We start from the raw sequence: 24,864 nt of genomic DNA, 5'->3' as shown, positions 1-24,864 counted from the left end.
CCGAAGTCAGCGGCGTGGAGTCAGCGGCGTCAGCGTGGGAGGTGCCGACCTCAGGATCGTGCGAGTGGTCGGCCTTGAGCAGCTCCACCCCACGTCCGGAGGTCCTCCCCGAACAGGATCAGTCAGATCGTGTCGTCACACGTCCCCGACCAACGTCTCTGGTCGGTACACCTGACCGTTGCGGATGGCCGAGACGTCGAACTCCACCTGGATGCGGTCGCTGATCAGCACGCCGCCGGTGTCCAGCGGGGTGTTCCAAGTCAGCCCCCAGGCGCTGCGCTGGATCGCCAGCGCGCCCTCGAAGCCGACCCGCATGTTGCCGAACGGGTCCCGCGCCGACCCCGTCAGCGTGAACTCCACCGTGACCGGCCGGGTCACGTCCTTGATCGTCAGGTCGCCGGTGACGGCGAAGACGTCATCGTCCACCTGCTCGACGGCGGTGGACCGGAAGACCATCTCGGGATGGGTCTCGACGTCGAGGAAGTCGGCCGAGCGCAGGTGGGCGTCGCGGTCGGCATTGCCCGTCTCGATGCTGGCCGTCCGGATGCGGATGGCGACCGAGCTGGCCGACGGGTCCACCGGCTGCAGTGACGCCTCGCCCGTGAAATCAGTGAAGGCCCCACGAACGGTGGTGACCATGGCGTGCCGGGCCCGGATGCCTATCCGGGTGTGTGCGACGTCGATGGTGTACATGCCGGTGAGGTCTTCCAGGGCGGTCGTCGCCGCCTCGAAGTCCGTGGACGCCCCGTCGGGCGCGCGATGCTTGGCCACGTCGGCCCCTTCCCCAGATCGGCCCCATCTTCGCTGAAGCCTGCCCGTGCCGGTCAGCCGGGACCGGGCGTCACCCCGGCCACCGGTCAGCTCCCGCAGTTCCCGGTCGAGCTGATCCTGGTCGGGTAGGTGTTGCTGACCCCAAGGCCCGGAGGAACTCGGGCCTCGAGGGTCGGTCAGCCGCCGGCGAGCGCGGCGAGACGGTCGCCGACGTCGGTGGTACGGAGCGGCTGCTGCGGGTCGCGGGTGGACAGGTCGAACGCGACGGCGGCGTCGACCTTGCGGGCCTGCTCCCCCCGACCCAGGTGGTCCAGGAGCAGCCCGACCGACAGGACGGTCGCGGTCGGGTCGGCGACGCCCTGGCCGGCGATGTCGGGCGCGGAGCCGTGGACGGGCTCGAACATGCTCGGGTTGCTGCCCGAGGCGTCGAGGTTCCCGCTCGCGGCCAGCCCGATCCCCCCGGTCACCGCGGCGGCGATGTCGGTGACGATGTCGCCGAAGAGGTTGTCGGTGACGATGACGTCGTAGCGGCCCGGGTCGGTGATGAAGAACATCGAGGCGGCGTCGACGTGCTGGTAGGCGACGGTGATCTCGGGGAACTCGACCGAGACCTCCTCGACCGTGCGGGACCACAGCCCGCCGGCGTGGGTGAGGACGTTGGTCTTGTGGATCAGGGTCAGGTGCTTGCGCGGGCGCGCGGCCGCCCGCTCGAAGGCGTACCGGACCACCCGCTCGACCCCGAACGCGGTGTTGAGGCTGACCTCGGTCGCGACCTCGTGCGGGGTGTCGCGGCGCAGCACACCGCCGTTGCCCACGTAGGGGCCCTCGGTGCCTTCCCGGACGCAGAGCATGTCGATCGGGCCGGGAGCGGCCAGCGGGCTGCGGACACCGTCGAACAGCTTCGCCGGCCGCAGGTTGACGTGGTGGTCGAGCTCGAACCGCAGCCGCAGCAGCAGGCCGCGCTCGAGGATGCCCGGCGGCACGCTCGGGTCGCCGATCGCGCCGAGCAGGATCGCGTCGTGCTGGCGCAGCTCGTCGAGCACGGTGTCCGGGAGCAGCTCACCGGTCCGCTGCCACCGGGCCGCCCCGAGGTCGTACTGGGTCGTCTCCAGGTCGGGGGCGACCGCGCGGAGGACCTTCAGTCCCTCCGCCACGACCTCCGGGCCGATGCCGTCTCCAGGGATCACTGCCAGGCGCATGGGAAGCGACCCTAGGTCAGAGGGTGGTGAGGTCGGCGGCCCGGGCGTCCTTCGCCCCGATGCGCCCGGCGATCTCCTCGAGCAGCTCGGCCCCGACGGGGCTGTCCACGGTGACGGCCATGAGCGCCTCACCCCCCTCGTCGGCCCGGCTGACCTGGGCGCCGGCGATGTTGATCCCGGCCTCCCCCAGCGCCGCCCCGACCGCACCGACGATCCCCGGCCGGTCGGCGTAGACGAAGAACAGCAGGTGGCCCGACGCGGCCAGGTCGATCTCGAACCCGGCGACCTCGGTCAGCCGCGGCGCCTGGTTCTTGCCGAACAGCGTGCCGGAGACGGTCACCTGGGTGCCATCGGCCATGGCGCCGCAGATCCGGACGTAGTTGCGGTAGGTCGGGCTCTCCGGGTCGCTGGTCAGGGCGATCTCCAGGCCGCGTTTCTCGGCGAGCAGCGGGGCGTTGACGTAGGTGACCTGCTCCTCGACGACGTCGGAGAAGACGCCCTTCAGCACGGCCAGGGACAGCACCGAGACGTCGAACTCGGCGAGCTTGCCGCGGACGTCCACGGTCACCGACTGCGCCAGGCCGCCGGCGACGGAGGTGAACACCCGGCCCAGCTTCTCGGCCAGCGGGAGCCCCGGGCGCACGTCCTCGGCGACCACGCCGCCGGCCTGCACGTTCACCGCATCCGGCACGAACTCGCCCTGCAGAGCCAGCCGGACCGACCGCGCGACCGCGGCGCCCGCCTTGTCCTGGGCCTCCGTCGTCGAGGCGCCCAGGTGCGGGGTGACGACGGTGTTCGGCAGGCCGAACAGCGGGCTGTCGGTGCACGGCTCGGTGGCGTAGACGTCGATGCCGGCCGCGCCCACCTGGCCCGACCGCAGCGCGTCGGCCAGTGCCGCCTCGTCGACCAGCCCACCCCGGGCGGCGTTGACGATGATCACGCCCCGCTTGGTGGTGGCCAGCTCGGCGGCGCCGATGAGCCCGAGGGTCTCCGGCGTCCTGGGCAGGTGGACGGTGAGGAAGTCCGACTCCCGGAGCAGCTCCTCGAGCGACACCATGCGCACGCCCAGCTGGGCGGCCCGCCCCGGCTGGATGTACGGGTCGTAGGCGATCAGCTCGACGCCGAACGCCGCCAGCCGCTGGGCGACCAGCTGGCCGATGCGCCCGAGGCCCACCACGCCGACGGTCTTCTCGGTCACCTCGACGCCGGTGAACGCCGACCGCTTCCACTGCCCCTCGCGCAGCGACGCGTCGGCGGCCGGGATGCGCCGGGCGGCGGCCAGCAGCAGGGCCACGGCGTGCTCGGCGGCGCTGACGATGTTGGAGGTGGGTGCGTTCACCACCATGACGCCGCGCCCGGTGGCGACGGCCACGTCGACGTTGTCCAAGCCGATCCCCGCGCGGGCGACCACCTCCAGGGCCGGGGCTGCCGCGAGCGCCTCGGCGTCGATCTGCGTCGCGCTGCGGATCATCACGGCAGCTGCCTCGGCGAGCGCGGGCAGCAGTGCCGACCGGTCGGCGCCGTCGACGTGGCGGATCTCGACGTCGGTCCCGAGCACCTCCAGGACGCTGGGCGCGAGTTCTTCGGCGATCAGGACGACGGGCGCGGGCGCGGTCACGGGTGGACAGCCTAGGGAGGCGGCGGAGCCGCGGGCCGAACGCCAGAGTCCTTGCTCCCGTGGGGGCGCCTCGACATCCTGACGTCGGCGAGCCGGAATGGTCCGGCGCCGACGGAGGAGAACAGTGAGCCAGCCCGACGACCACGGTCGTTCCGAGTCCCAGCCCTCCGGTCCCGGCAGCGAACCCCAGCACGACCGGGCCCAGCACGACCAGGCCCGGTACGGCCAGCCGGAGCACGGTCAGCCGCAGTACGGCGATCCTGGCTACCCGCAGCAGTTCACGACGCCGGCCTCCTACGGCCAGCAGCCCTACCAGTACGGCCGGCAGTACGGCCGGCCGGCGGGCTTCGAGCAGCCCTACGGCGCGTCCGCGGCCCCCGCCAAGCCCGGCGGGGTGATCACCGCGGCGGTGCTCGGCTTCGTCTTCGGGGCCTTCGGCGTCCTGATCAGCTTCTTCCTCATCATCGTGGGCGCGGCCGCCACCACCGCCGGGGACGACCTCGAGTAGGAGATCCCGGGGTTCGGCTCGATGGCCGGCGCGGTCGGCGGCGCCCTGCTGGTCGTCGGCCTGCTCGCCATGGTCTGGACGGTCGTGATGATCTGGGGCTCGGTGTGGGCGCTGACCGGGCGCAGCCGGGTGCTGCTGCTCGTCGGCGGCTCCGTGGCGCTCGTGGTCGCCGTGCTCGGCATGCTCGGCAGCCTCGCCGGCAGCGGCGCCGCCGACATCGTGGGGAACCTGCTGTTCCTGCTGGCCTCCGCGGCGATCGTCGTGCTGCTCAGCACGAAGTCCGCCACGCAGTTCTTCACCGCGCACCGGTACCGCCGCACCGGTCACTGATCCGGGTGGTCCGGCAAGCGACGGTCGCTCGCTGCGCTGCCCGGATGCCGTGCCGCTGTGTGACGATCAGCCACGACCCGCCATCAGGTGGCCAGCGCGGCCGCCGCAGCCGCAGGAGGACGCCGCCATGTCCAGCCCCACGCACGGTCCCGTTTCCGGTCCCGACGAGCCGCAGGGCGGTGAACCGCAGGGCCAGCCCGGCTGGGGTCCCCCGCCCGGCCAGGGCTACGGCCAGCCCGGCCAGGGCTACGGCCAGCCCGCTCAGGGCTGGAGCCCGCCCGGCGGCTATCCGAACGCCCCCGCCGGCCACGGCCAGGCTCCCAGCGGCCGGCGCCCGGCCCAGGTGACCGCCGCCGCGGTCATCGGCGTCGTCATCGGTGGGCTGGGCACCCTCGGCGGCCTGCTCAGCCTCTTCGCCCTCGGCACGCTGCTCGAGGTCGACGCGCTGCTGGGCATCCTGGCGCTGCTGTCGTTCGCGGCGGCCGTCGTGCTGCTGATCGGCGGCATCCAGGTGCTGCGCGGACAGGACCCGAAGCTGCTGATCATGGGCAGCTACGCCTCGATCGTCACCCAGCTGCTCTACCTGGTGTGGGGGCTGATCCGAGAGCAGGGCTTCGTCTTCACCGGCCTGCTCGGCTTCGTCCTGCCGGTCCTCATCGTGGTGCTGCTGCGGTCGGGCCAGTCCCGCCAGTACTTCGCCTCGCGGGGTCGGACGGTCTGACCGACGGCCACACGCACGACGACCCCCGCTGCTCGCGCAGCGGGGGTCGTCTCGCGTCCTGCCTCAATTCCGGGCAGCGGTCCCGGTGTAGTCGTCCGACGCCGACACCCAGCTCATCAGCCCGCGCAGCTTGCGCCCGGTGTCCTCGATCGGGTGCGCCTCGGCGGCGGCCCGCTTGGCCTTGAAGTCCGGCGCCCCGGCGTCCTGATCGGCGATGAACGCCGCGGCCCAGGAGCCGTCCTTGATCGCCGCCAGCACGTCCTGCATCGACTCCTTGACGCGGGCGTCGATGACCTTCGGGCCGGAGGTGTAGTCGCCGTACTCGGCGGTGTCCGACACCGACCAGCGCTGCTTGGCGATGCCACCCTCGTACATGAGGTCGACGATCAGCTTCAGCTCGTGGAGGCACTCGAAGTAGGCCACCTCGGGCTGGTAGCCGGCCTCGGTGAGCGTCTCGAACCCGGCGGTGATCAGCGCGCTGGCGCCACCGCAGAGCACGGCCTGCTCACCGAACAGATCGGTCTCGGTCTCCTCGGCGAACGTGGTCTTGATGACCCCGGCTCGGGTGCCGCCGATGGCCGCGGCGTAGGACAGCGCCAGCTGGAGCGCCGAGCCGCCGGCGTCCTGCTCGACGGCGACGAGGCAGGGCACGCCCTTGCCGTTCTCGAACTCCCGGCGCACCAGGTGACCCGGGCCCTTGGGGGCGACCATCGCCACGTCCACGCCGGCCGGGGGCTTGATGTACCCGAACCGGATGTTGAAGCCGTGGCCGAAGAACAGCGCGTCGCCGTCCTGCAGGTTCGGCTCCACCGACTCGGCGTAGAGCGTCCGCTGCACGTGGTCCGGTGCGAGGATCATGATCAGGTCGGCCTCGGCGGACGCCTCGGCCGGCGTCACGACGCGGAGGCCCTGGGCCTCGGCCTTGGCGCGGCTCTTGGAGCCCTCGGGGAGGCCGACGCGCACGTCGACGCCCGAGTCGCGCAGCGACAGCGCGTGGGCGTGGCCCTGGCTGCCGTAGCCCAGGACGGCGACGGTGCGCCCCTGGATGATCGAGAGGTCGGCGTCGTCGTCGTAGAAGATCTCGGCGGCCATGCGGTGGTGCACTCCTTCAGGTTGATTGGCGGCCAAAATGGCCATTTTGGCCGGTGGCCAGGTTCAGGCGGTGCGCTCGACCGGGCGCAACGTACCGGCGCCCGACATCGCCCGCGGGCCGCGGCCCAGGGCCACGGTGCCCGACTGGGCCATCTCCTTGATGCCGAGCGGCGCGAGCACCGCCAGCAGCGCCTGGAGCTTGTCCGGCGTCCCGGTGGCCTCGAGCGTCACCGTGTCGGTGTTGACGTCGATGACCCGGGCACGGAACAGCTCCGCGGTCTGCAGCACCTGGGTTCGCTCGGTCACGGCGGCGCGCACCTTGACCAGCAGGAGCTCGCGCTGCACGGCGGCGTCGCCGTCCAGCTCGACGATCTTGATGATCTCGATGAGCTTGTTCAGCTGCTTGGTGATCTGCTCCAGCGGCTGGCTCTCCGCGTCGACGACGATCGTCATGCGGGACAGGTCGGGGTTCTCGGTCGGCCCGACGGCCAGCGACTCGATGTTGAACCCGCGCCGGCTGAACAGCGCAGAGACCCGGGCCAGCACACCGGACTTGTTCTCGACCAGCACCGACAACGTGTGGCGTGACATTGCGGAAGGTGACCTTTCAGATCGACCGGCACCGTGACGGCCCCCCTTCAGGGGCCCGCCCCGAGCGGAGCGAGGGGTGGGGGGTGGCCCCGTCCCGAGGCTCACCCCGAGCCTGCGAGGGGTGAGGAGGACGGGGTCCTTCTGCTATACCTGTCCGTCGCCGAAGACCGGGCGCACGTCGCGCGCGGCCAGGATCGCGTCGTTGCTGGCGCCCGCGGCCACCATCGGCCACACCTGGGCGTCGGAGCCGACGACGAAGTCGATCACGACCGGGGCGTAGTTGATCGCCATGGCCTTCTCGATGACGGCGTCGACGTCGTCCCTGCTCTCGCAGCGGAGCCCGATGCAGCCGAGCGCCTCGGCCAGCGTGACGAAGTCGGGGATGCGCACCGGCTTCTGCCGCGCGCCGCCGCCGGTCCCCCGCTCCTGCAGCTTGGTGTTGGAGTAGCGCCCCTCGTAGAAGAGGGTCTGCCACTGCCGGACCATGCCGAGGTTGCCGTTGTTGATGACGGCGACCTTGACCGGGATCCCCTCGATGGCGCAGGTGGCCAGCTCCTGGTTGGTCATCTGGAAGCAGCCGTCGCCGTCGATGGCCCAGACCGTCGTGTCGGGGCAGCCGTACTTGGCGCCCATGGCGGCCGGGACGGCGTAGCCCATGGTGCCCAGGCCGCCGCTGTTGAGCCAGGTGCCCGGCTTCTCGTACCGGATGAACTGGGCGGCCCACATCTGGTGCTGGCCGACGCCGGAGGCGTAGATCGCGTCGGGGCCGGCGATCGCGCCCAGCCGCTCGATCACGTACTGCGGCGACAGCGCGCCGTCCTCCGGCCAGTCGTAGCCGAGCGGGTAGCGCTCCCGCCAGTCGTCCAGCTGCGTCCACCAGGCCGCGAGGTCCGGCGCGCGGCCGGCCGCGTGCTCGGCGCGCAACGCCTCGGTGAGCTGGGCGATCGTCTCCTTGGCGTCACCCACGATCGGCACGTCGGCCTTGCGGTTCTTGCCGATCTCGGCCGGGTCGATGTCGGCGTGCACGACCTGGGCCTCCGGCGCGAAGCTGGACAGCTCCCCCGTCACGCGGTCGTCGAAGCGCGCCCCCAGGGCCACGATGACGTCGGACTTCTGCAGGGCGGTCACGGCCGCGACGGTGCCGTGCATGCCCGGCATGCCGAGGTGCTGGCGGTCGCTGTCGGGGAACGCGCCGCGGGCCATGAGGGTGGTGACGACCGGGGCGCCGGTCAGCCGGGCGAGCTCGGCCAGCTCCTCGGTGGCGCGCGCCTTCAGCACACCTCCACCGACGTAGAGCACCGGCCGGCGGGCGCCGGCGATCAGGGTGGCCGCCTCACGCACCTGCTTGCCGTGCGGGCGCGTGGTCGGCTTGTACCCGGGCAGGTCCAGGCGCGGCGGCCAGGCGAAGTCGGTGGTGGCCTGCAGGACGTCCTTGGGGATGTCGACCAGGACCGGCCCGGGGCGGCCGGTGGAGGCCAGGTGGAACGCCTCGGCGATCCGCTGCGGGATCTCCGCCGCGCTGGTCACGAGGAAGTTGTGCTTGGTGACCGGCATCGTGATGCCACGGATGTCCGCCTCCTGGAAGGCGTCGGTGCCGATGGCCGCGCTGGGGACCTGGCCGGTGATGGCGACGATCGGCACCGAGTCCATGTAGGCGTCGGCCAGCGGGGTCACCAGGTTCGTGGCCCCCGGGCCGGAGGTCGCGATGCAGACGCCGACCCGGCCGGTGGCCTGGGCGTACCCGGTGGCCGCGTGGCCGGCGCCCTGCTCGTGGCGGACGAGCACGTGGCGCACGGCGGAGTCGAACAGCGGGTCGTACGCGGGCAGGATCGCGCCGCCCGGGATGCCGAAGACCACGTCGACGCCGGCTGCCTCGAGGGAGCGGACGAGGCTCTGCGCGCCGGTGATGCCGGTGGCCGGCTCGGCGGCGGCGTCGGCCAGGGAGCGGGCCGTGGTCTCGACGCCGGTCAGCGCCGCGGCAGCCTCGCGGGTGGCGGCCTCGGAGCCCGGGGCCTCGTGCTGGGTGCTGGTCATCGCGCGGATCTCCTGTGCCTTGCGGCGTGGTACGGGCTGGTGCGACGGGCGGCGTGCTCGCTGTGCGGCAGATCACGGCCAACAAAAAACCCCTCGTGCCACGGGCACGAAGGGTCAGCGCGTCGGTCGGTGACCGGACGCGCTACGCGATTACGAGGACGCCGCGGGTGCCGGCGTCGGCGAGCATGCTGGTGCGAGGCACGTGGATACTCTGCGCCTCCCGACCCGCCGCCGTCAACCGTCGCGTCCCACCAGATGGACACCGGCGTCCATTTCCGACACCTCCACGTCCAGGACAGCCGCGTCGAACGTGTCCAGCAGCGCGCGCAGGTCCGCGAACGGCATCGGGCGCCCGAAGAGGTAGCCCTGGAGGTAGCGGCAGTTCATGCCCCGCAGTTCGGCGACCTGCTCCTCGTTCTCCACACCCTCGGCGACGACGTCCATGCCGAGCGTCCGGCCGAGTTCCACGACGCCGGCCACCAGGGCACGCCCGCGAGGGTCCGTCTCGATCCCGGCCACGAACTCCCGGTCCATCTTCAGGATCTGGACGGGCAGCCGGGCCAGGTAGGCCAGGGAGGACCAGCCGCGGCCGAAGTCGTCGAGCGAGAGCACGACACCCATCCCCCGCAGGGTCTCCAGGTCGGCGACCAGCCGGTCCTGGGCCGCGTCCAGCAGCACCGACTCGGTCAGCTCCAGGATCAGCTTCCCCGACGGCAGCTGGGCGGCGGCCAGCGCCGCGGCGACGTCGGGCACCAGGCAGCCGGCCAGCAGGTGCCGCACGGACACGTTGACGCCCATCTGCACGTCCCAGCCGTCGGCCATCAGCACCGCAGCCTGGCGGGTGGCCACCTCGAGCACCCAGCGCTGCAGCGGGACGATGAGGCCGTCCTCCTCCGCGAGATGGATGAACTCGTCGGGCGGAACCGTGCCGAGCAGCGGGTGCTCCCAGCGCACGAGCGCCTCCAGACCCAGCACCCGCCGGTCGTGCACACCGACGACCGGCTGGTAGAGCACGCGCAGCTGCCCCTCCTCGATCGCCGCCGGCAGGTCACGCGCCAGCCGGGTGCGCCGGCCGGCAGCGTCGTCGATCGCCTCTCCGGAGGAGCGCACGCAGCGCTTTCCGGCGGCCTTCGCGGCCCGCAGCGCCAGGTCCGCCTGGCGGACGATGGCCGGAACGTCGCCGGAGCCGTCGAGCTCGGCCAGCCCGATGCTGCCCGAGACGACGAACATGGGCCCGGTGCCGTCCTGCCCCGGGGTGGACGCCCGGAAGGAGCGGTCCAGCGCGACGACCAGCCGCTCGGCCAGACCGGTCGCCTCGTCGGGCCCGCCGGGCACCAGGAGGGCGAACTCGTCACCGCCCAGGCGGGCCACCAGGTCCTGCTCGCGCGCTCCCGCGCGCAGTTGGTCGGCCACCTGGACGAGCAGCTGGTCACCGGCGTCGTGGCCGGCCCCGTCGTTGACCGCCTTGAAACCGTCGAGGTCGAGGAGCAGCACGCAGCTCGGGTGCCCGGCGGCGGCGCGCGCCCGGGCCTCCTCGAGAGCGGCCATGAACCGGGCCCGGTTGGGCAGCCCGGTCAGGTAGTCGGTGAAGGCCATCCGCTCCAGCTCGCGCTGGGCGGTGCGCCGTTCGGTCACGTCGCGCAGGTGCAGCACGAGGCCGTCCCGCAGGGCCGTGCCCGGAACACCGGCCCGGGCGGCACCGGAGAGCTTCACGTCCCGCTGGCCGCCCTCGGAGGTGCGCAGCCGGACGATGGGCCGGGTCGTCGCGGCGGCGCGGCCCACGTCGGCGACCACGCGCGCCAGGATCGGGCGATCGGCGGGGTCGACCAGGTCGGCCAGCCGCCGGCCGGTCAGCTCCTGGCCGGTCCAGCCCAGCTGGCTCAGGGTCGCGCCGGAGACCCAGCGGACCGTCCCGTCACGGTCGAGGACGACGGTGACGTCCTCGGCGCTGGCGGCCAGCGCGCGGAAGTAGGCCTCGGTCTCCAGCAGCCGGCGGGTCAGCCGGCCGCCGTCGAGGACCCACAGCAGGCTGCGCAGCGAGGTGCAGAGCACGAGCAGCCCGATGGCGATCCGCTCGAAGGTGCAGAAGGTGTGCCCGGCGCCCAGCACCGCCACCACGATGCCCGCCACGCCGTAGGCCGTGGCGTGGCTGACGACGAGGCCGAACAGCGGCAGCCCGGTGTCGGCCTCCGGCTGCGGGGGGAGGTGCCCGGGATCGGTGTCCACGGCGCGGACCGCCGCCGCCAGCATTCCCGCCCAGGCGACGCCGATCAGCAGGTCGGACGACGTGTTCCCCAGCGCCGGGGCGAGCGCGCCGGCGACCGCGGCGACCGACGCCCCGACCATCGCCACCAGCACCCACACCGCCGGACGTCGGCGGCTCCCCGCCGTCCGGGAGACGACCACGAGGGCGACGCCGCACGACAGCGCTCCCGCAAGGGGATAGCCCATGGTGAGCAGGAACCCGGCCGCACCACGGCTGCCGACCACCACCTGGCACAGCACCAGACCGGCCAGCAAGGCCAGTGCGACCACGACGATCGCGCCGTCCAACAGCTCCCGCGGACCCGCGCGCCGGCCGTCGTGGGACGACAGCAGCAGGCAGGCCGCCAGGGCCAGCGGCACGGCGAGCACCTGCGGGACGTGCGCAGCCACGCTCTGCGCCTGCCCGATGGCGGGGTCGAGGACGCTGACCAGCTGACCGGTGGCCAGCAGCCCGCAGGCCACGGCGAGCAGCCGCCACGGCCGGCGCGAGCGCCGGTCCAGCCACGCGGAGTGCCGGTGGACGACGACCGCGGTGGCGGCGGCAGCGAATCCCAGCAGGAGGGGCAGCACGAGCTCCACCCGCGTGCCGAGCACCACGCGGACGGAGCCTCCGCAGAGGGACAGCGCGGCGAGCAGGACGAGGAACAGCCGCGACTCCCGCAGTGCGGACGCCGGGGCGGCGCTCACCGGCGCGGCGGGGACGACCGAGCGGGGTGGGGGCGCGAACGGCAGGTCGAGGAACCTCAACGGTGCACCGGCGTCCCACCGCCGTCCGCCCAGGTCCACATCCGTCTGGTCGGCAGCCGGGCGGGTGCGACGCAGCTGTGCGCGCCCGGCGTCACCCCGTGGGGTCACCCGCAGATGGCGCCCTGCGCGGCCGAGCCGACCAGCTTCGCGTACTTGCCGAGCACCCCGGTCGTGTACCGCGGCGGCAGCGGGGCCCAGCCGTCCGCCCGGCGGGCCAGCTCGTCAGCGTCGACCAGCAGGTCCAGGGTGCGGGTGGTCAGGTCCAGCCGGATCCGGTCGCCGTCGCGGACGAAGGCGATCGGCCCGCCGTCGGTGGCCTCGGGGGCGACGTGGCCGATGCACAGCCCGGTGGTCCCGCCGGAGAAGCGGCCGTCGGTCAGCAGCAGGACGTCCTTGCCCAGGCCGGCGCCCTTGATGGCCCCGGTGACCGCGAGCATCTCGCGCATGCCCGGCCCGCCCCGGGGGCCCTCGTAACGGATGACGACGACGTCACCGGGCTGCAACGTGCCGTCGGTGACGGCGTCCATGGCGCCCTGCTCGCCGTCGAACACCCGCGCGGTGCCCTCGAAGACGTCGGCGTCGAAGCCGGCGGACTTCACCACCGCCCCCTCCGGAGCCAGCGAACCGCGCAGGATGCTGAGCCCACCGGTCGCGTGGATCGGGTCGCTCATCGCGTGCACGATCGTGCCGTCGAGGTCCGGCGGGGCGATCTCGGCCAGATTCTCGGCCATCGTCTTCCCGGTCACGGTGAGCGTGTCCCCGTGCAGCAGCCCAGCGTCGAGCAGCGCGCGCAGGACGACCGGCACGCCACCGACCCGGTCGACGTCGGTCATGACGAACCGGCCGAAGGGCTTCACATCGGCAAGGTGCGGCGTGCGGTCGCCGATGCGGTTGAAGTCGTCGAGCGTGAGATCGACCTGCGCCTCGTGCGCGATGGCGAGCAGGTGCAGCACGGCGTTGGTCGAGCCGCCGAGCGCCATGACCACGGTGATCGCGTTCTCGAACGCCTCCCGGGTCATGATCTGGCGCGCGGTGATGCCCTTGCGGAGCAGGTTGACCACCGCTTCGCCGGAGGCGACCGCGTACGCGTCGCGCCGGCTGTCGGGGGCCGGTGGGGCGGCGCTGCCGGGCAGCGCCATGCCGAGGGCCTCGGCGACGCTGGCCATCGTGTTGGCGGTGTACATGCCACCGCAGGAGCCCTGACCGGGACAGGCCGCGCGCTCGATCGCGTCCAGCTCGTCCTGGGTGATCAGCCCCCGGGCGCAGGCACCGACGCCCTCGAAGACGTCGATGATCGTGAGGTCGCGGTCGCCCAGCTTGCCCGGCATCGTCGACCCCGAGTACAGGAACACGCTGGCGAGGTCGAGCCGGGCGGCGGCCATCAGCATGCCCGGCAGCGACTTGTCGCACCCGGCCAGCAGCACCGAGCCGTCCAGCCGCTCGGCGAACATCACCGTCTCCACCGAGTCGGCGATGACCTCCCGGGACACCAGCGAGGCGCGCATCCCCTCGTGGCCCATCGAGATGCCGTCGGAGACCGAGATCGTGCCGAACTCCAGCGGGAAGCCGCCTGCTGCGTGCACGCCCTCCTTGGCCCGCTTGGCCAGCCGGTCCAGCGACAGGTTGCACGGGGTGATCTCGTTCCACGACGACGCGACACCGATCTGCGGCTTGGCGAAGTCGTCGTCGCCCATGCCCACCGCACGGAGCATCGCCCGCGCCGGCGCCTTGGCCAGCCCGTCGGTCACCTCGTAGCTGCGGGGCTTGAGCGGGCTGTGCGTCCCGCTCGCGGGCTCGTTGCCGGGGATGAGGTCCTCGCCGATCGTCACGGTCGGGGATGGTAGGCCTGCGGCGGCGCCCGCTGTCGAGGCCGGGTGGGAGGATCGCCGGCCGTGAGCTCTCCCGTCCGGTTCCGGATGCCCCGCAGCGCGCTCGTCCCGGTCCTCGTCCTGGCCCTGTGCATCCTGCCGACCGCGGCGGTGACCTGGTGGACGCTGCTCCTGCTCCTGCTCCTGGTGCCCGTGCTCGTGGCCGTCTGGGTGCTGCGCCGGGGGGCCGACGTCGGCGACGAGGGCATCACCGTCCGGGCCGTGCTCGGCTCCCGGACGGTGCGCTGGACCGAGCTCGCCGGCATCCGGATCGGCGAGCGCGGGGAGCTCTGGCTCGTGACCACCGCAGCGACGGAGGTGCGGCTGCCGGTGATCCGGGCACGGGATCTCCCCGCTCTGGCCGCGGCCTCGGGCGGCCGGCTGGAGATCCCGGCGCGGCGCACGCCGTCGGGAACTCAGTAGTCGCGGACGACGTCCGCCAGCGGCTCCCCGGCCAGGATCCGGCCGATCTGCGCGGTGACGGCCGCGGCCGCCCGCTCCTCCGTCCGCGGCACGGCTCCGGCGACGTGCGGGGTGAGCAGCAGGCCGGGCGCCTGCCACAGCGGGTGCCCCTCGGGCAGCGGCTCGGGGTCGGTCACGTCCAGCGCCGCCCGCAGCCGCCCGGCGGTCAGCTCGGCCAGCAGGGCTCCGGTGTCCACCACCGGCCCGCGGGCGGCGTTGACCAGGAGGGCCCCGTCGGGCATGGCGGCGAGGAACCGGGCGTCGACCATGCCCGCGGTCTCCGGCGTCAGCGGCACGATCAGGATCACCACGTCGGCCTGCGGGAGCAGCTCCGGCAGCTCGTCGGTACCGCGCACGTCGTCGCGGGCGGTGCGGGCGACGTGGGTCAGTTCGACGTCGAAGCCGGCCAGCATCCGGCCGATGGCGCGGCCGATGTCCCCGGCCCCGACCACCAGCACTCGCGCACCCACCAGCGACCGGTGCGTGCTGAACGACCAGCGCTCGGCGTCCTGCTCACGCACGAAGAAGGGCAGCCCCCGCTGGGCGGCCAGCGTGGCGGCCAGCACCCACTCGGCGGTCGAGGGGGTGTGCGCGCCGCGGGCGTTGCAGAGGACGACCCCCTCGGGGAGCCGCCCCGCCAACCCCTCGACGCCGGCGTTGGTCGACTGGACCAGCCGCAGCCGGGGCAGCGCCTCGAGCAGACCCTCCGGCGCGGTCCGTGTCGAGGGCACCCAGACCTGGGCCTGCGCGGCCTCCCCGTGGGGGAGCCCGTCCTCCGGCTTCCAGCGGTGCGCCCGCACCCGCGGCGACAGCGCCTCGACCGCCTCCACCAGACGGCGGGAGGACACCAGCACGTGCAGCGTCTCGTCCGCTGCAAGATCCAGGGTGGTCACGGTTCCACGCTAGCGAGTGACCCGACCGCGGCCGGAGGACCCCGTTCCCGGGCCGACCGCGCGCAGCGCGGCCGGGCAGGCGACGATTCCAGGAACGGCACACCCGTGCCGGCCGACCGGAAGGACTTCCCGTGGCGGGTGGACTCGTAGCCCTGTTGGACGACGTGGCGGTGCTGGCGCGCGCGGCGGCCGCCTCGATCGACGACATCGGGGCCGCTGCCGGGCGGGCCAGCATGAAGGCTGCCGGCGTCGTCGTCGACGACACCGCCGTCACGCCGCAGTACGTGCACGGCCTGAACGCCGACCGCGAGCTGCCGATCATCCGGAAGATCGCCCTGGGCTCGCTGCGCAACAAGCTGCTGATCATCCTGCCCGCGATCCTGCTCCTCAGCCAGTTCCTGCCGTGGCTGCTGACCCCGATCCTCATGCTCGGCGGCGCCTACCTCTGCTACGAGGGCGCGGAGAAGATCTGGCACAAGGTCAGCGGGCACCACGAGTCCCATGCGTCGGTGGAGGACGCGCTCCCGGACGAGAAGACCATCGTCTCGGGAGCCGTGCGCACCGACTTCATCCTGTCGGCCGAGATCATGGTCATCAGCCTCAACGAGGTGGCGCGCGAGGGGTTCTGGTCGCGGGCGATCATCCTGCTCGTCGTCGCGATCGGCATCACGGTGCTGGTGTACGGCGTCGTCGGCGTCATCGTGAAGATGGACGACGTCGGGCTGAGCCTGTCCCAGCGCTCCGGGAAGGGCCTGGCCGCGTTCGGCCGCGGGCTGGTGAAGGGGATGCCCAAGCTGCTCACCGTGCTCACCGTGGTCGGTACCGCGGCGATGCTGTGGGTCGGTGGCCACATCATCCTGGTCGGCGCCGAGGAGCTGGGTTTCCATCCGATCTACGAGTTCGTGCACCACCTGGAGGAAGCGGCGCACGACGCCACCGGAGCGTTCGGCGGCGTCATCGGCTGGCTGGTCAACACGCTGGCCAGCGCGATCCTCGGGCTGGCCGTCGGCGCACTCGTCGTGGTGGTCATGAACCTGACGGTGCACCGGAAGAAGGCCGAGGCCGACAACGAGGCAGGGGCGCACTAGCCCGGCGCACGTACGCTGGGCCGGTGAGGCCGACGAGGGCGCTGCGCGCGCCGCGGGTGGTCGCCGCCCTGCTCGCCGGGCTGCTGCTGACCGCCTGCGCGGACACCGGGTACGAGCCGGCCGGCCCCTTCCGCCCGCTGCCGGAGGGCGCCCCGCCCGAGGTCGGGCCGCCGCCGGCGACCGTCCCGGCGCCGGTCGACCCGGCCCAGCCGGGGTCGGGCGAGCAGGAGGGCGATCCGAACGTCGTCGCCTCGGGGCTCAGCGTGCCCACCGGTCTCGTGGTGCTCCCCGACGGCTCGGCGATCGTCGGCGAGCGGGACACCGGCCGCCTGCTCCAGGTCTTCCCCGACCGGTCCCCGGCCACGGAGCTCATGACGGTGCCGGGCATCGACACCTCCGGCGACGGCGGACTGCTCGGGCTGACCCTCTCCCCCACCTTCGCCGAGGACGGGCTGCTGTTCGCCTACATCTCCACCGCCACCGACAACCGGGTGGTGCGCTTCCCGATCGGCGGGACGCCGAACCCGGTGTTCACCGGGATCCCGCGGGGTGAGGTGGGCAACGGCGGGGGTCTGCTCACCGGGGCCGACGGTCATCTCTACGTGGGCACCGGGCACGCCGGGAACCCCGCGCTGGCCGCCGATCCGGCGTCCTTGGCGGGCAAGGTGCTGCGGATCGACGTCTTCGGCCGGCCCGTCGGGGGGAGCCCGGTGTTCAGCCGCGGCCACCGCGACGTCACCGCCCTGTGCCAGGACGAGGAACGGATCTACGCCACCGACGAGGCCGGCCAGGGCCCCGACGAGTTCGACGTGGTCACCGAGGGCGGCGACGGCGCGCCGCTGCTCGACGTCCCCGCGGAGGAGGGCGGGCTGGGCGGCTGCGCCGTCGCCAACGGCACCGTGTTCCTCGGCGCGCTCGACGGCCGGCGGGTGCACGTGTTCACCCTCGACGAGAGCGGGGCGCCGCTGGAGGACGTCTCCGACGAGGTGCTGGGCGGCAGCTACGGCCGGCTGCGCAGCGTCGCCCTCGACGCCCAGGGCGCGCTCTGGGTGACGACGTCGAACAGGGACGGCATCGGCACCCCCGCCGAGGACGACGACAAGGTGTTGCGCATCCGGCCCCCCGGCGGTCAGCCGCAGTCCCCGCTCTGAGCCGGCCCGGTGTCACCGCCGGAAGCGGTGGACGACGTGGTCCCGCGGGTCCACCTCGTTGTCCGGGGTGAGCTCGCCCTCGGCGTACCAGGTGGCGCCCGCCCGGCGCAGCGCCCGCCAGGAGGCCTCGTTGCCCAGCGCCACGGGCGCCAGGACGTCCAGCGCGTCGGGGTGGTCGGGTGAAGCCGCGCTCGACGGCGGCCGAGACGAGCGCGGCGCCCAGGCCGCGGCCACGGGCTTCCGCGGCGCCGATCAGGTAGTCGATGCTCAGCGCGCCCGGGGGGACCGGGCCCACCGCACTCAGCTCGGCGAGCGACTCGGGCTCGTCGTCGAACCGGTAGACCTGCACCAGCCCGAACGGCTCCTCCCCCTCGTGCACCCCGAGGTACACGGCGGTGGGGTCGGTGCCGTCGACGCACGGGCCGTACTGCGCCTCCACGGCCGCCGGGCCGGGGTCGTCATGCCACCAGCGGACCACCAGTGGTTCGGCGAGCCAGCGCGAGAGCAGCGGGAAGTCCGCACGCCGGAGCGGCCGCAGCTCGACCGCGGGCAGGTCCACGCCGCCCAGGCTAGGAGTCGATCAGGCGCTCCTCCAGCATCCGCTTGACGGTGGCGGCGTCGGCCTTGCCGCGGGTGGTCTTCATGACCGCGCCGACGAGCGCACCGATGGCCTGCACCTTGCCGCCACGCACCTTCTCGGCCACGTCGGGGTTGCCCTCGATGGCGGCCTCGACGGCGGCCACCAGCTCGTCGGACTCGCCCATGACCGCCAGGCCACGGGACTCCACGACGGCCGCGGGGTCGCCCTCGCCGGCGAGGACGCCGTCGAGCGCCTGCCGGGCCAGCTGGTCGTTGATGGTGCCCGCGGAGACGAGGCCGATCAGCTCGGCGACCTGCGCCGGGGTGACGGCCAGCTCCCCCAGGTCGGTCCCGGCGTCGTTGGCCCGGCGGGCCAGCTCGCCCAGCCACCACTTCCGCGCGTCGGTCGGGGAGGCCCCGGCGGCCACCGTGTCGCTGACCAGCTCGACGGCGCCGGCGTTGACCAGCCAGGCCATCTCGGTCGCCGAGATCCCCCACTCCTGGGAGAGGCGGCCCCGGCGGGCGGCGGGCAGCTCGGGGAGGCCGGCCCGCAGCTTCTCCACCCCCTCCTCGTCCGGGGCGATCGGCACCAGGTCGGGCTCGGGGAAGTACCGGTAGTCGGTGGCCTCCTCCTTGCTCCGCCCGGCCGAGGTGCTGCCGGTGTCCTCGTGGAAGTGGCGGGTCTCCTGCACGACGCGCTCGCCCGCGTCCAGGACGGCGGCCTGGCGACGCATCTCGAAGCGCACCGCCCGCTCCACCGAGCGCAGCGAGTTCACGTTCTTGGTCTCGGTGCGGGTGCCCCAGTCCAGGCTCCCGACCGGCGCCAGCGAGGTGTTCACGTCGCAGCGCAGGTTGCCCTGCTCCATGCGGACCTCGGAGACACCGAGGGCGAGCAGGATCTCCCGCAGCTCCGTGACGTAGGCGCGGGCGACCTCGGGCGCCTTGGCGCCGGTGCCGGGGATGGGGCAGGTGACGATCTCGACCAGCGGGATGCCGGCCCGGTTGTAGTCGACGAGCGAGTGGTCGGCCCCGTGGATGCGCCCGGTGGAGCCACCGACGTGCAGGTTCTTGCCGGTGTCCTCCTCCAGGTGCACCCGCTCGATCTCCACGCGGTAGGTCTCGCCGTCGACCTCGACGTCGAGGTGCCCCGCGGTGCACAGGGGCTCGTCGTACTGGCTGGTCTGGAAGCCCTTGGGGATGTCCGGGTAGAAGTAGTTCTTGCGGGCGAAGCGCGACCACGTGGCGATCCGGCAGCCCAGCGCCAACCCGATCCGGATGGTCGACTCGATCGCCGCGGCGTTCGCCGCCGGCAGCGACCCCGGCAGGCCGAGGCACACCGGGCAGGTCTGGGTGTTGGGCTCGGCGCCGAACGTGGTCGAGCAGCCGCAGAACATCTTGGACTCGGTGCCCAGCTCGACGTGGGTCTCCAGCCCGATGACCGGCTCGTAGCGGGTCAGGACCTCGTCGAGGTCGACCAGGGTGTCGGTGCTCATGAGCGGGTGTTCTCCTTCGGGCGGGGACGGCCGCCGAGCTCGTCGAGCAACCGGTGGCCGCGGGCGGCGTCCTGCGCGGCCTCCAGCGCGGCGGCCACCCGGTAGCAGCGGTCGTCGCCCAACGCCGGCGCCATCGCCTGGAAACCGACCGGCAGCCCCTCCGACAGCCCGCAGGGCACCGAGATGGCCGGCACCCCGGCCAGGCTCGCCGGCAGGGTGCACAGGTCGGCGGCGTACATGGCGATCGGGTCGTCGACCCGGGACCCCAGCGGGAACGCCACCGTGGGCATGGTGGGGCTGACCAGCACGTCGACGTCCGCGTAGGCCGCGGCGAAGTTCCGCGTGATCAGCGTCCGGACCTTCTGCGCCTGGCCGTAGTAGGCGTCGTAGTAGCCCGCGGAGAGCGCGTAGGCGCCGAGGATGATCCGCCGCTTCACCTCCGGGCCGAAGCCCTGCTCGCGGGTGAGCGCCATGACCTCGTCGAGGTCCCGGCTGCCGTCGTCGCCCACCCGGAGGCCGTAGCGCACGCCGTCGAACCGGGCCAGGTTGGACGAGGCCTCGCTCGGCGCGATCAGGTAGTAGGCGGGCAGCGCCAGGTCGAAGGCCGGGCAGGAGACCTCCCGGACCTCCGCGCCCATGCCCTCCAGCAGCGCCACCGCTTCCTGGAAGCGGGCCAGCACGCCGGGTTCGTACCCCTCGGCGTGCCCCTCCCCGCCGAGTTCGCGGACGACGCCGACCTTGAGGCCGGCCAGGTCGCCCCGGGCACCGCGGCGGGCGGCCTCGGCGAGCACGGGGACGGGGCTGTCGATGCTGGTGGAGTCGTAGGGGTCGTGCCCGGCGATCGCCTCGTGCAGCAGCGCTGCGTCGAGGACCGTGCGGGTCATCGGCCCGGCCTGGTCGAGGCTCGAGGAGAACGCGATCAGGCCGTAGCGGGACACCGAGCCGTAGGTGGGCTTGTGCCCGACCAGCCCGGTGACGGCGGCCGGCTGGCGGATGGAGCCACCGGTGTCGGTGCCGATCGACCACGGCGCGAGCCCCCCGGCGACGGCGGCCGACGACCCACCCGAGGACCCGCCGGGGATCCGGCTGTGGTCCCAGGGGTTGCGGGTGATCCGGTAGGCGGAGTTCTCCGTCGACGAACCCATCGCGAACTCGTCCATGTTCGTCTTGCCCAGCAGGACGGTGCCCGCGGCCTTGAGCTTCGCCGCCAGGGTCGCGTCGTACGGCGGACGCCAGCCCTCCAGGATCTTCGATCCGCTCGTGGTGGGCACGCCCTCGGTGACGACGACGTCCTTGAGCGCCATCGGGACGCCGGCCAGCGGGCCGAGCTCACGGCCGGCGGCGCGGGCGGCGTCGACGGCCTCGGCGGCGGTCAGCGCGGCCTCGGCGTCGACGTGCAGGTAGGCCCCGAGCTCGCCGTCCTCGGCCGCGATGCGGTCGAGGTAGGCGCCGGTGACCTCCACGGAGGTGAGGTCGCCGGCGTGGAGCGCAGCGCTGAGGTCGGCGGCGCTGGTGGTGGTGATGTCGCTCACGCCTCCTCCCCGAGGATGCGCGGCACGCGGAAGCGGTCGTCCTCCGCGAAGGGGGCGCCGGCGAGGACGACGTCGCGGGGCAGGCTCGGGCGCGCGACGTCCGGCCGCATGACGTTGGTCATCGGCACCGCGTGCGTGGTGGGGGCGACGTCCGCGACGTCGGCCTTGCCCACCTCCGCGACGGCGTCGAGCACGGCGGCGAGCTGGCCCGCGAAGAGGTCAAGCTCCTCCTCGCTCACCGCCAGCCGGGACAGGTGGGCCAGGTGCGCCACCTCGTCGCGGGTCAGGTGGCCCTTCGGGGAGGGGGTGCTCATGCTGCGGTGGAACTCCACTTCGGCAGTGCCCGTCGGCCCGCTCTCGGCCCGGGACGTGACCGGGACACTGTACGTGGGGCCCTCCGGCCGCTGGTCAGCGTGAGAGGCTCTTCCCGAACGCGATCGACGGGGATCGGCCCGAACCGGCGAGGACTCCCCGGAGGAACCGTGTCCTATCTCCTGCGGCTCGTGCTGCCCGACCGTCCCGGCATCCTCGGCGCGGTGGCCACCGCGCTCGGCGCGGCCGGGATCGACATCGTCTCCGTCGACGTGCTGGAGCGGGGCGACGGCATCGCCGTCGACGACGTGGTCGTCGACCTCTCCGGCGATCGGCTGCCCGACAGCCTGATCACGGTGGTCCAGGCCGTGCCCGGCGTCCAGGTCGAGTCGCTGCGCCCCTTCGCCGGTCCGCTGGACACCCACCGGGAGCTCGAGCTGCTCGACGCACTGGCCCACGAGGCGGGCGGCGCGGCCAGGCTGCTGGCCACGGAGCTGCCCCGGGTCCTGCACAGCGGCTGGGCCGTGGTGCTGGAGTGCGACGAGGCCGCGGCCACGTGGCAGGTCGCCGCGGCGTCCGATGCGGCGCCCGGGTTCCAGGGGCTGGCCCTGCCGTGGCTGCCGCTGACCGCCCCGCGGCTGCTGCCCAGCGAGGAGGGGTGGCTGCCCGAGCGCTGGCAGGAGATGGCCATCGAGATGATGGCCGCCCCCTACGGCGGCAGCGCCCGTGCCGTGGTGATCGGCCGGTCGGGCGGTCCCGCCTTCCGGCGCTCGGAGCTGCTGCGGCTGGCGCACCTGACCGGCATCGCGGCGACGGTGAACGCCCTGCCGCCGGCCTGAGGCGCCCGCCGGAGGAGAGATCAGGTCCCGGCTGCCCCGCCGAGCCGCCGGAGCAGCTGGCTCCGGGCGCCCGCGTCACGCGCCTGCCCGCGCTGTTCCAAGTGGGCAGCGACCCTCTGCCGGTGCTCGATCGGCTTGTGGTCGTCGTACTTGTACTTCGCGGTCACGCTTCCGACGTCCAGCCGCAGAGCACGGATCCCGCTCAACATCCGGTGGTAGGGCCCCTCGTCGATCCGGACCGGCCCGTGGTCCCCAGCGGGCTGCAGCGCCGCGAGCTGCCGGTGCAGGACCTCCGCCTTCTCCGCGGCGTCATCGATGACCGTGGCGGTGCAGCGGAGCTGCACCGTCGCGTAATAGCTGGTCGGAACCCCGTCCGCGGGCGGAACCCCCACCGGGGCTCGCCAGGTGGTGGGGACGTAGGCGTAATCGTCCAGCACCGTCAAGGTGACCCGGGGTTCGGCCTCGACGGCTCGCCAGACCGGGTTGGGCCGGGCGAGGTGCAGCCAGATGTGGTCTCCGTCGAGGAGGAAGTGGGTTGGCACGACCACCGGCCAGCCATCCGGTCCCGCGACGATCAGCTGACCGAAATCTCGACCGTCAGCGAGCCATGTGCGCCACTCGTGGTCGTCGACGGCGGCGTCCCAGGGATGCACCAGCACAGGTGGAGCGTAGAGATCGCGACACCTGTCTCTCCCCGGGCGCTCAGGCGCCGCCGTGGCCGGGGTCGCGAGGGGCGCCCGTGCCGTCGCTGAGCAGCACGGCGACGTCGTCGTCTGGCAGTCCGGGCCGTTTCTGTCGGTGGTCGAACCTATGGTCGATCGCATGGAGCAGGAGCCCGGCCTCGCGGTTGTCACCGCCGGCGCGCCGGTGGCCGGCTGGGCGTCGGGGCCGTTGGGTGCGGTGCAGGTCGCCGATCGGGAGATCGCCCGGCAGACGGCGGCGCGGGCGCGGGCGGTGGCGGAGTTCGCGGCGTCCCGGCCGGCGTCCGGCCGGCGTCGGCCGACCGGCAGCCCGGTGAACGCGGTGCGATGAGCGCGGCGCGGCGGGCGGCCCGGCCGGCGGTGCTGGCCGATGTGTCGGAGTGGGCGGCCCAGGAGCTGTCGATCGCCCTGGGGTCGAGCAAGGAGGCCGCCGGGCAGCTGCTGGAGCGCTCCCTCACCCTGGTGCACCGGCTGCCGGGAACGCTGGACGCGCTGGAGTCCGGGCTGTTGCACGCCGGGCACCTGTGGGCGCTGCTGGAGCGGGTCGCGCCGGTTCCCGATGACCGGAAGCGGGCCGAGCTGGAGCGGGACGTGCTGGCCTGGGTGGCTACGCGGGCCGGCAAGCGGCAGCTCACCACCCCCGCACAGCTCGGTGCGAAGCTGCGCCGGATGGGTCTGGGCCGCGACCCTCGGGAGGAAGCGAACGAGCTGCTGGCGGCGCTCAAGGAGCGTGGGGTGTGGGCACGGCCGGACCGCCGCCCCGGCATGGCGGCGCTGACCTCGCTGCTCACCCAGCCCGAGGCCCAGGCGGTGGTCGACGTCCTGGGCCGCTACGCCGACGCCCTCGACGACCCCGCCGACCGCCGCACCCGGGGTCAGCGGATGGCCGACGTGCTGCTGGACCTGGTGCTGCGCCCGGGCGAGAGCCGGCTGCCGCCGGTGCAGGCGCAGCTGACCGTCGTCGCCGGCGTCCGCACCGTGCTCGGCGGCAGCCAGGCCGGGGAGATCGGCGGCGAGCCGGTGCCGGCGGAGATGGTCCGCGCCGTCGCCCGCGCCCTGGGCCTGCTGCCGACCCCCGCAGCCGGCCCGGCGCCTCCCGACCCCGTCGGCGGGGACCGGAGCCCCGAGCGACCGCTCACCCGGTGGGATCCCGAGGACCCGGCACAGCAGATGTGGCCGGACTGGCTGCGCGAAGCCGACCAGCGGTGGTGGGCCGAGCTGGAGGCCCGCGCCCTGGCCGGCGTATGGGCCGGTGAAGAGGATCCGCCACCGGAGGTGCAGCAACGGATCTGGGCGGAAGAAGCCCGGTGGGCCGCCCAGCCGCCGGCCGACGATCGCGAGTCCGGAGCAGCGCACACAGACGTCCTCACGCGGAAGGACCAGAGGTGGGCGGCCACGGAGTCCGATCCCTCCAGGTCGCCGACCCCGGTCGAACTGTGGCCGGCCGCGCATGCGGCAGTGGATGAAGCGAACCTCGCCCAGCTGGAGCTGGACCGGGCGATCGACCGCGCCTCCGGGGCGGTCGACCGGGCGCGACTGGCCGACCGCAAGGACGAGCAGAGCTGGCGACACACCCCGGACGGCCGGGTCGACGCGGCCCGATCGGACCTGGCAGCGCTGGCCGCGGCGACCGTCGCCCAGCGCGCCGAGCTCGCCGCGCTGCTCGACCTGTCCGGTGGTGGCACGCTGGTCGACCGGCCGCGCATCGCGGTCGTCGACGAGCTCACCGGCGCCCTGCTGGCGCTCACCGACAGCCGCGAACTACGCCGCCGCGCGACCTGCGGCCGCCCGGCCTGCCGCCGGAGACCGGCCCGCTGCGACCACGACCTCAGCGACCGCCCGGGCCTCGGCCCGCCGCCACCCACCGACGGCTACCGGCCCGCCGCCGACCTCGACCGGTACCTGCGCGCCCGTGACCACCGCTGCCGCTTCCCCGGCTGCCGCCGCCGCGTGCCCGGGAGCGGTGAACTGGACCACAACACGCCCTACCCCGACGGGCCGACCGCCGCGGAGAACCTGACCGGCTTCTGCACCGGCGACCACCGCGGCAAGCACCAGGCACCGGACTGG

23 protein-coding genes and 1 pseudogene are annotated in these 24,864 nt (G+C 73.6%); 9 read left to right on the top strand and 15 right to left on the bottom strand.

The window, feature by feature from the left end:
- Window positions 1–135: 135 nt before the first annotated feature.
- The 3 genes from QOZ86_RS14415 to serA form a co-directional block, all read right to left on the bottom strand.
- On the bottom strand, window positions 136–771 hold the full coding sequence (locus QOZ86_RS14415; protein ID WP_284492672.1) for a YceI family protein: 636 nt from the start codon (window positions 769–771) through the stop codon (window positions 136–138).
- Window positions 772–947: 176 nt separating this feature from the next.
- Window positions 948–1,970 (bottom strand): 3-isopropylmalate dehydrogenase, encoded by a 1,023-nt coding sequence (locus QOZ86_RS14410; protein ID WP_284492671.1) that lies wholly within the window; start codon window positions 1,968–1,970, stop codon window positions 948–950.
- A gap of 16 nt (window positions 1,971–1,986) precedes the next feature.
- Window positions 1,987–3,588 carry a phosphoglycerate dehydrogenase gene (serA, locus tag QOZ86_RS14405; protein ID WP_284492670.1) on the bottom strand — a complete coding sequence of 534 codons (1,602 nt, stop codon included), beginning with the start codon at window positions 3,586–3,588 and terminating at the stop codon, window positions 1,987–1,989.
- A gap of 124 nt (window positions 3,589–3,712) precedes the next feature.
- Between serA and QOZ86_RS14400 the strand changes: the two genes are divergently transcribed.
- The 3 genes from QOZ86_RS14400 (at window position 3,713) to QOZ86_RS14390 (ending at window position 5,147) form a co-directional block, all read left to right on the top strand.
- Window positions 3,713–4,096: a hypothetical protein gene (locus QOZ86_RS14400; protein WP_284492669.1), complete on the top strand. Its 384-nt coding sequence runs from the start codon at window positions 3,713–3,715 to the stop codon at window positions 4,094–4,096.
- 21 nt (window positions 4,097–4,117) lie between these two features.
- Window positions 4,118–4,426, top strand: a complete 309-nt coding sequence (locus QOZ86_RS14395; RefSeq protein WP_284492668.1) for a hypothetical protein — start codon at window positions 4,118–4,120, stop codon at window positions 4,424–4,426.
- A gap of 127 nt (window positions 4,427–4,553) precedes the next feature.
- Window positions 4,554–5,147: a hypothetical protein gene (locus QOZ86_RS14390; protein ID WP_284492667.1), complete on the top strand. Its 594-nt coding sequence runs from the start codon at window positions 4,554–4,556 to the stop codon at window positions 5,145–5,147.
- Window positions 5,148–5,210: 63 nt separating this feature from the next.
- On the opposite strand, the gene ilvC is transcribed toward QOZ86_RS14390, so the two are convergent.
- The 5 genes from ilvC to ilvD form a co-directional block, all read right to left on the bottom strand.
- Window positions 5,211–6,284 (bottom strand): ketol-acid reductoisomerase, encoded by a 1,074-nt coding sequence (gene ilvC, locus QOZ86_RS14385; RefSeq protein ID WP_284492666.1) that lies wholly within the window; start codon window positions 6,282–6,284, stop codon window positions 5,211–5,213.
- An 18-nt stretch (window positions 6,285–6,302) separates the two neighbouring features.
- Window positions 6,303–6,830: an acetolactate synthase small subunit gene (gene ilvN / locus QOZ86_RS14380; protein ID WP_284492665.1), complete on the bottom strand. Its 528-nt coding sequence runs from the start codon at window positions 6,828–6,830 to the stop codon at window positions 6,303–6,305.
- Between the two features lie 144 nt (window positions 6,831–6,974).
- Complete coding sequence (locus tag QOZ86_RS14375) at window positions 6,975–8,864, bottom strand: acetolactate synthase large subunit (protein ID WP_284492664.1); 1,890 nt, start codon at window positions 8,862–8,864, stop codon at window positions 6,975–6,977.
- Window positions 8,865–9,098: 234 nt separating this feature from the next.
- A complete protein-coding gene (locus tag QOZ86_RS14370; RefSeq protein ID WP_284492663.1) occupies window positions 9,099–11,984 on the bottom strand; it encodes a putative bifunctional diguanylate cyclase/phosphodiesterase in 2,886 nt (961 codons plus the stop codon).
- Entirely contained in the window at window positions 11,981–13,705 is a 1,725-nt protein-coding gene (gene ilvD / locus QOZ86_RS14365) for a dihydroxy-acid dehydratase (RefSeq protein WP_284492662.1), read from the bottom strand. The genes QOZ86_RS14370 and ilvD overlap by 4 nt, the downstream gene beginning before the upstream one ends.
- Before the next feature lie 63 nt (window positions 13,706–13,768).
- Here ilvD and QOZ86_RS14360 point away from each other — a divergent pair, with 63 nt between their 5' ends.
- Complete coding sequence (locus tag QOZ86_RS14360) at window positions 13,769–14,167, top strand: PH domain-containing protein (protein WP_284492661.1); 399 nt, start codon at window positions 13,769–13,771, stop codon at window positions 14,165–14,167.
- Here QOZ86_RS14360 and QOZ86_RS14355 read toward each other — a convergent pair.
- Window positions 14,161–15,099 (bottom strand): 2-hydroxyacid dehydrogenase, encoded by a 939-nt coding sequence (locus QOZ86_RS14355; protein ID WP_284492660.1) that lies wholly within the window; start codon window positions 15,097–15,099, stop codon window positions 14,161–14,163. The genes QOZ86_RS14360 and QOZ86_RS14355 overlap by 7 nt on opposite strands.
- A 131-nt stretch (window positions 15,100–15,230) precedes the next feature.
- Between QOZ86_RS14355 and QOZ86_RS14350 the strand changes: the two genes are divergently transcribed.
- Both QOZ86_RS14350 and QOZ86_RS14345 read left to right on the top strand, forming a co-directional pair.
- A complete protein-coding gene (locus QOZ86_RS14350) occupies window positions 15,231–16,187 on the top strand; it encodes a DUF808 domain-containing protein (RefSeq protein ID WP_284492659.1) in 957 nt (318 codons plus the stop codon).
- A gap of 23 nt (window positions 16,188–16,210) precedes the next feature.
- A complete protein-coding gene (locus tag QOZ86_RS14345; RefSeq protein ID WP_284492658.1) occupies window positions 16,211–17,338 on the top strand; it encodes a PQQ-dependent sugar dehydrogenase in 1,128 nt (375 codons plus the stop codon).
- Between the two features lie 12 nt (window positions 17,339–17,350).
- Here the strand turns inward: QOZ86_RS14345 and QOZ86_RS14340 are convergent, their stop codons facing one another.
- From QOZ86_RS14340 to gatC, 5 genes and pseudogenes are all read right to left on the bottom strand, one after another.
- Complete coding sequence (locus tag QOZ86_RS14340; RefSeq protein ID WP_284492657.1) at window positions 17,351–17,572, bottom strand: hypothetical protein; 222 nt, start codon at window positions 17,570–17,572, stop codon at window positions 17,351–17,353.
- Window positions 17,571–17,897 (bottom strand): annotated as a pseudogene (locus QOZ86_RS21240) (GNAT family N-acetyltransferase); the annotation flags it as partial. The gene QOZ86_RS14340 and the pseudogene QOZ86_RS21240, both read right to left, overlap by 2 nt.
- Window positions 17,898–17,907: 10 nt before the next feature.
- Window positions 17,908–19,410, bottom strand: a complete 1,503-nt coding sequence (gene gatB / locus QOZ86_RS14335) for an Asp-tRNA(Asn)/Glu-tRNA(Gln) amidotransferase subunit GatB (RefSeq protein WP_284492656.1) — start codon at window positions 19,408–19,410, stop codon at window positions 17,908–17,910.
- Window positions 19,407–20,942, bottom strand: coding sequence for an Asp-tRNA(Asn)/Glu-tRNA(Gln) amidotransferase subunit GatA (gatA, locus tag QOZ86_RS14330; RefSeq protein ID WP_284492655.1), 1,536 nt, complete (start codon window positions 20,940–20,942; stop codon window positions 19,407–19,409). The genes gatB and gatA overlap by 4 nt, the downstream gene beginning before the upstream one ends.
- Window positions 20,939–21,256: an Asp-tRNA(Asn)/Glu-tRNA(Gln) amidotransferase subunit GatC gene (gatC, locus tag QOZ86_RS14325; RefSeq protein ID WP_284492654.1), complete on the bottom strand. Its 318-nt coding sequence runs from the start codon at window positions 21,254–21,256 to the stop codon at window positions 20,939–20,941. Before gatC ends, gatA begins: the two co-directional genes overlap by 4 nt.
- A gap of 168 nt (window positions 21,257–21,424) precedes the next feature.
- Between gatC and QOZ86_RS14320 the strand changes: the two genes are divergently transcribed.
- Complete coding sequence (locus QOZ86_RS14320; protein ID WP_284492653.1) at window positions 21,425–22,093, top strand: ACT domain-containing protein; 669 nt, start codon at window positions 21,425–21,427, stop codon at window positions 22,091–22,093.
- 20 nt (window positions 22,094–22,113) lie between these two features.
- On the opposite strand, the gene QOZ86_RS14315 is transcribed toward QOZ86_RS14320, so the two are convergent.
- Window positions 22,114–22,752 (bottom strand): FMN-binding negative transcriptional regulator, encoded by a 639-nt coding sequence (locus QOZ86_RS14315; protein WP_284492652.1) that lies wholly within the window; start codon window positions 22,750–22,752, stop codon window positions 22,114–22,116.
- 163 nt (window positions 22,753–22,915) lie between these two features.
- On the opposite strand from QOZ86_RS14315, the gene QOZ86_RS14310 reads away from it, so the two are divergent.
- Both QOZ86_RS14310 and QOZ86_RS14305 read left to right on the top strand, forming a co-directional pair.
- Window positions 22,916–23,125, top strand: coding sequence for a hypothetical protein (locus tag QOZ86_RS14310; RefSeq protein ID WP_284492651.1), 210 nt, complete (start codon window positions 22,916–22,918; stop codon window positions 23,123–23,125).
- On the top strand, window positions 23,122–24,864 hold a 1,743-nt coding region (locus QOZ86_RS14305; RefSeq protein ID WP_284492650.1), incomplete at its 3' end, for an HNH endonuclease signature motif containing protein. The genes QOZ86_RS14310 and QOZ86_RS14305, both read left to right, overlap by 4 nt.

It is taken from the genome of Blastococcus capsensis (assembly GCF_030165005.1).
In the GTDB taxonomy this organism is placed as follows: domain Bacteria; phylum Actinomycetota; class Actinomycetes; order Mycobacteriales; family Geodermatophilaceae; genus Blastococcus; species Blastococcus capsensis.
This window is presented reverse-complemented; position numbering and strand designations above follow the sequence as displayed.

What these genes read in the sequence shown, in the direction of transcription:
- QOZ86_RS14310 (WP_284492651.1), top strand. Translation starts at nt 22,916, where the DNA reads ATGGAGCAGGAGCCCGGCCTCGCGGTTGTCACCGCCGGCGCGCCGGTG.
- QOZ86_RS14395 (WP_284492668.1), top strand. Translation starts at nt 4,118, where the DNA reads ATGGCCGGCGCGGTCGGCGGCGCCCTGCTGGTCGTCGGCCTGCTCGCC.
- gatB (WP_284492656.1), bottom strand. Translation starts at nt 19,410, where the DNA reads ATGAGCACCGACACCCTGGTCGACCTCGACGAGGTCCTGACCCGCTAC.
- QOZ86_RS14410 (WP_284492671.1), bottom strand. Translation starts at nt 1,970, where the DNA reads ATGCGCCTGGCAGTGATCCCTGGAGACGGCATCGGCCCGGAGGTCGTG.
- QOZ86_RS14375 (WP_284492664.1), bottom strand. Translation starts at nt 8,864, where the DNA reads ATGACCAGCACCCAGCACGAGGCCCCGGGCTCCGAGGCCGCCACCCGC.
- ilvC (WP_284492666.1), bottom strand. Translation starts at nt 6,284, where the DNA reads ATGGCCATTTTGGCCGCCAATCAACCTGAAGGAGTGCACCACCGCATG.
- QOZ86_RS14390 (WP_284492667.1), top strand. Translation starts at nt 4,554, where the DNA reads ATGTCCAGCCCCACGCACGGTCCCGTTTCCGGTCCCGACGAGCCGCAG.
- gatC (WP_284492654.1), bottom strand. Translation starts at nt 21,256, where the DNA reads ATGAGCACCCCCTCCCCGAAGGGCCACCTGACCCGCGACGAGGTGGCG.
- ilvN (WP_284492665.1), bottom strand. Translation starts at nt 6,830, where the DNA reads ATGTCACGCCACACGTTGTCGGTGCTGGTCGAGAACAAGTCCGGTGTG.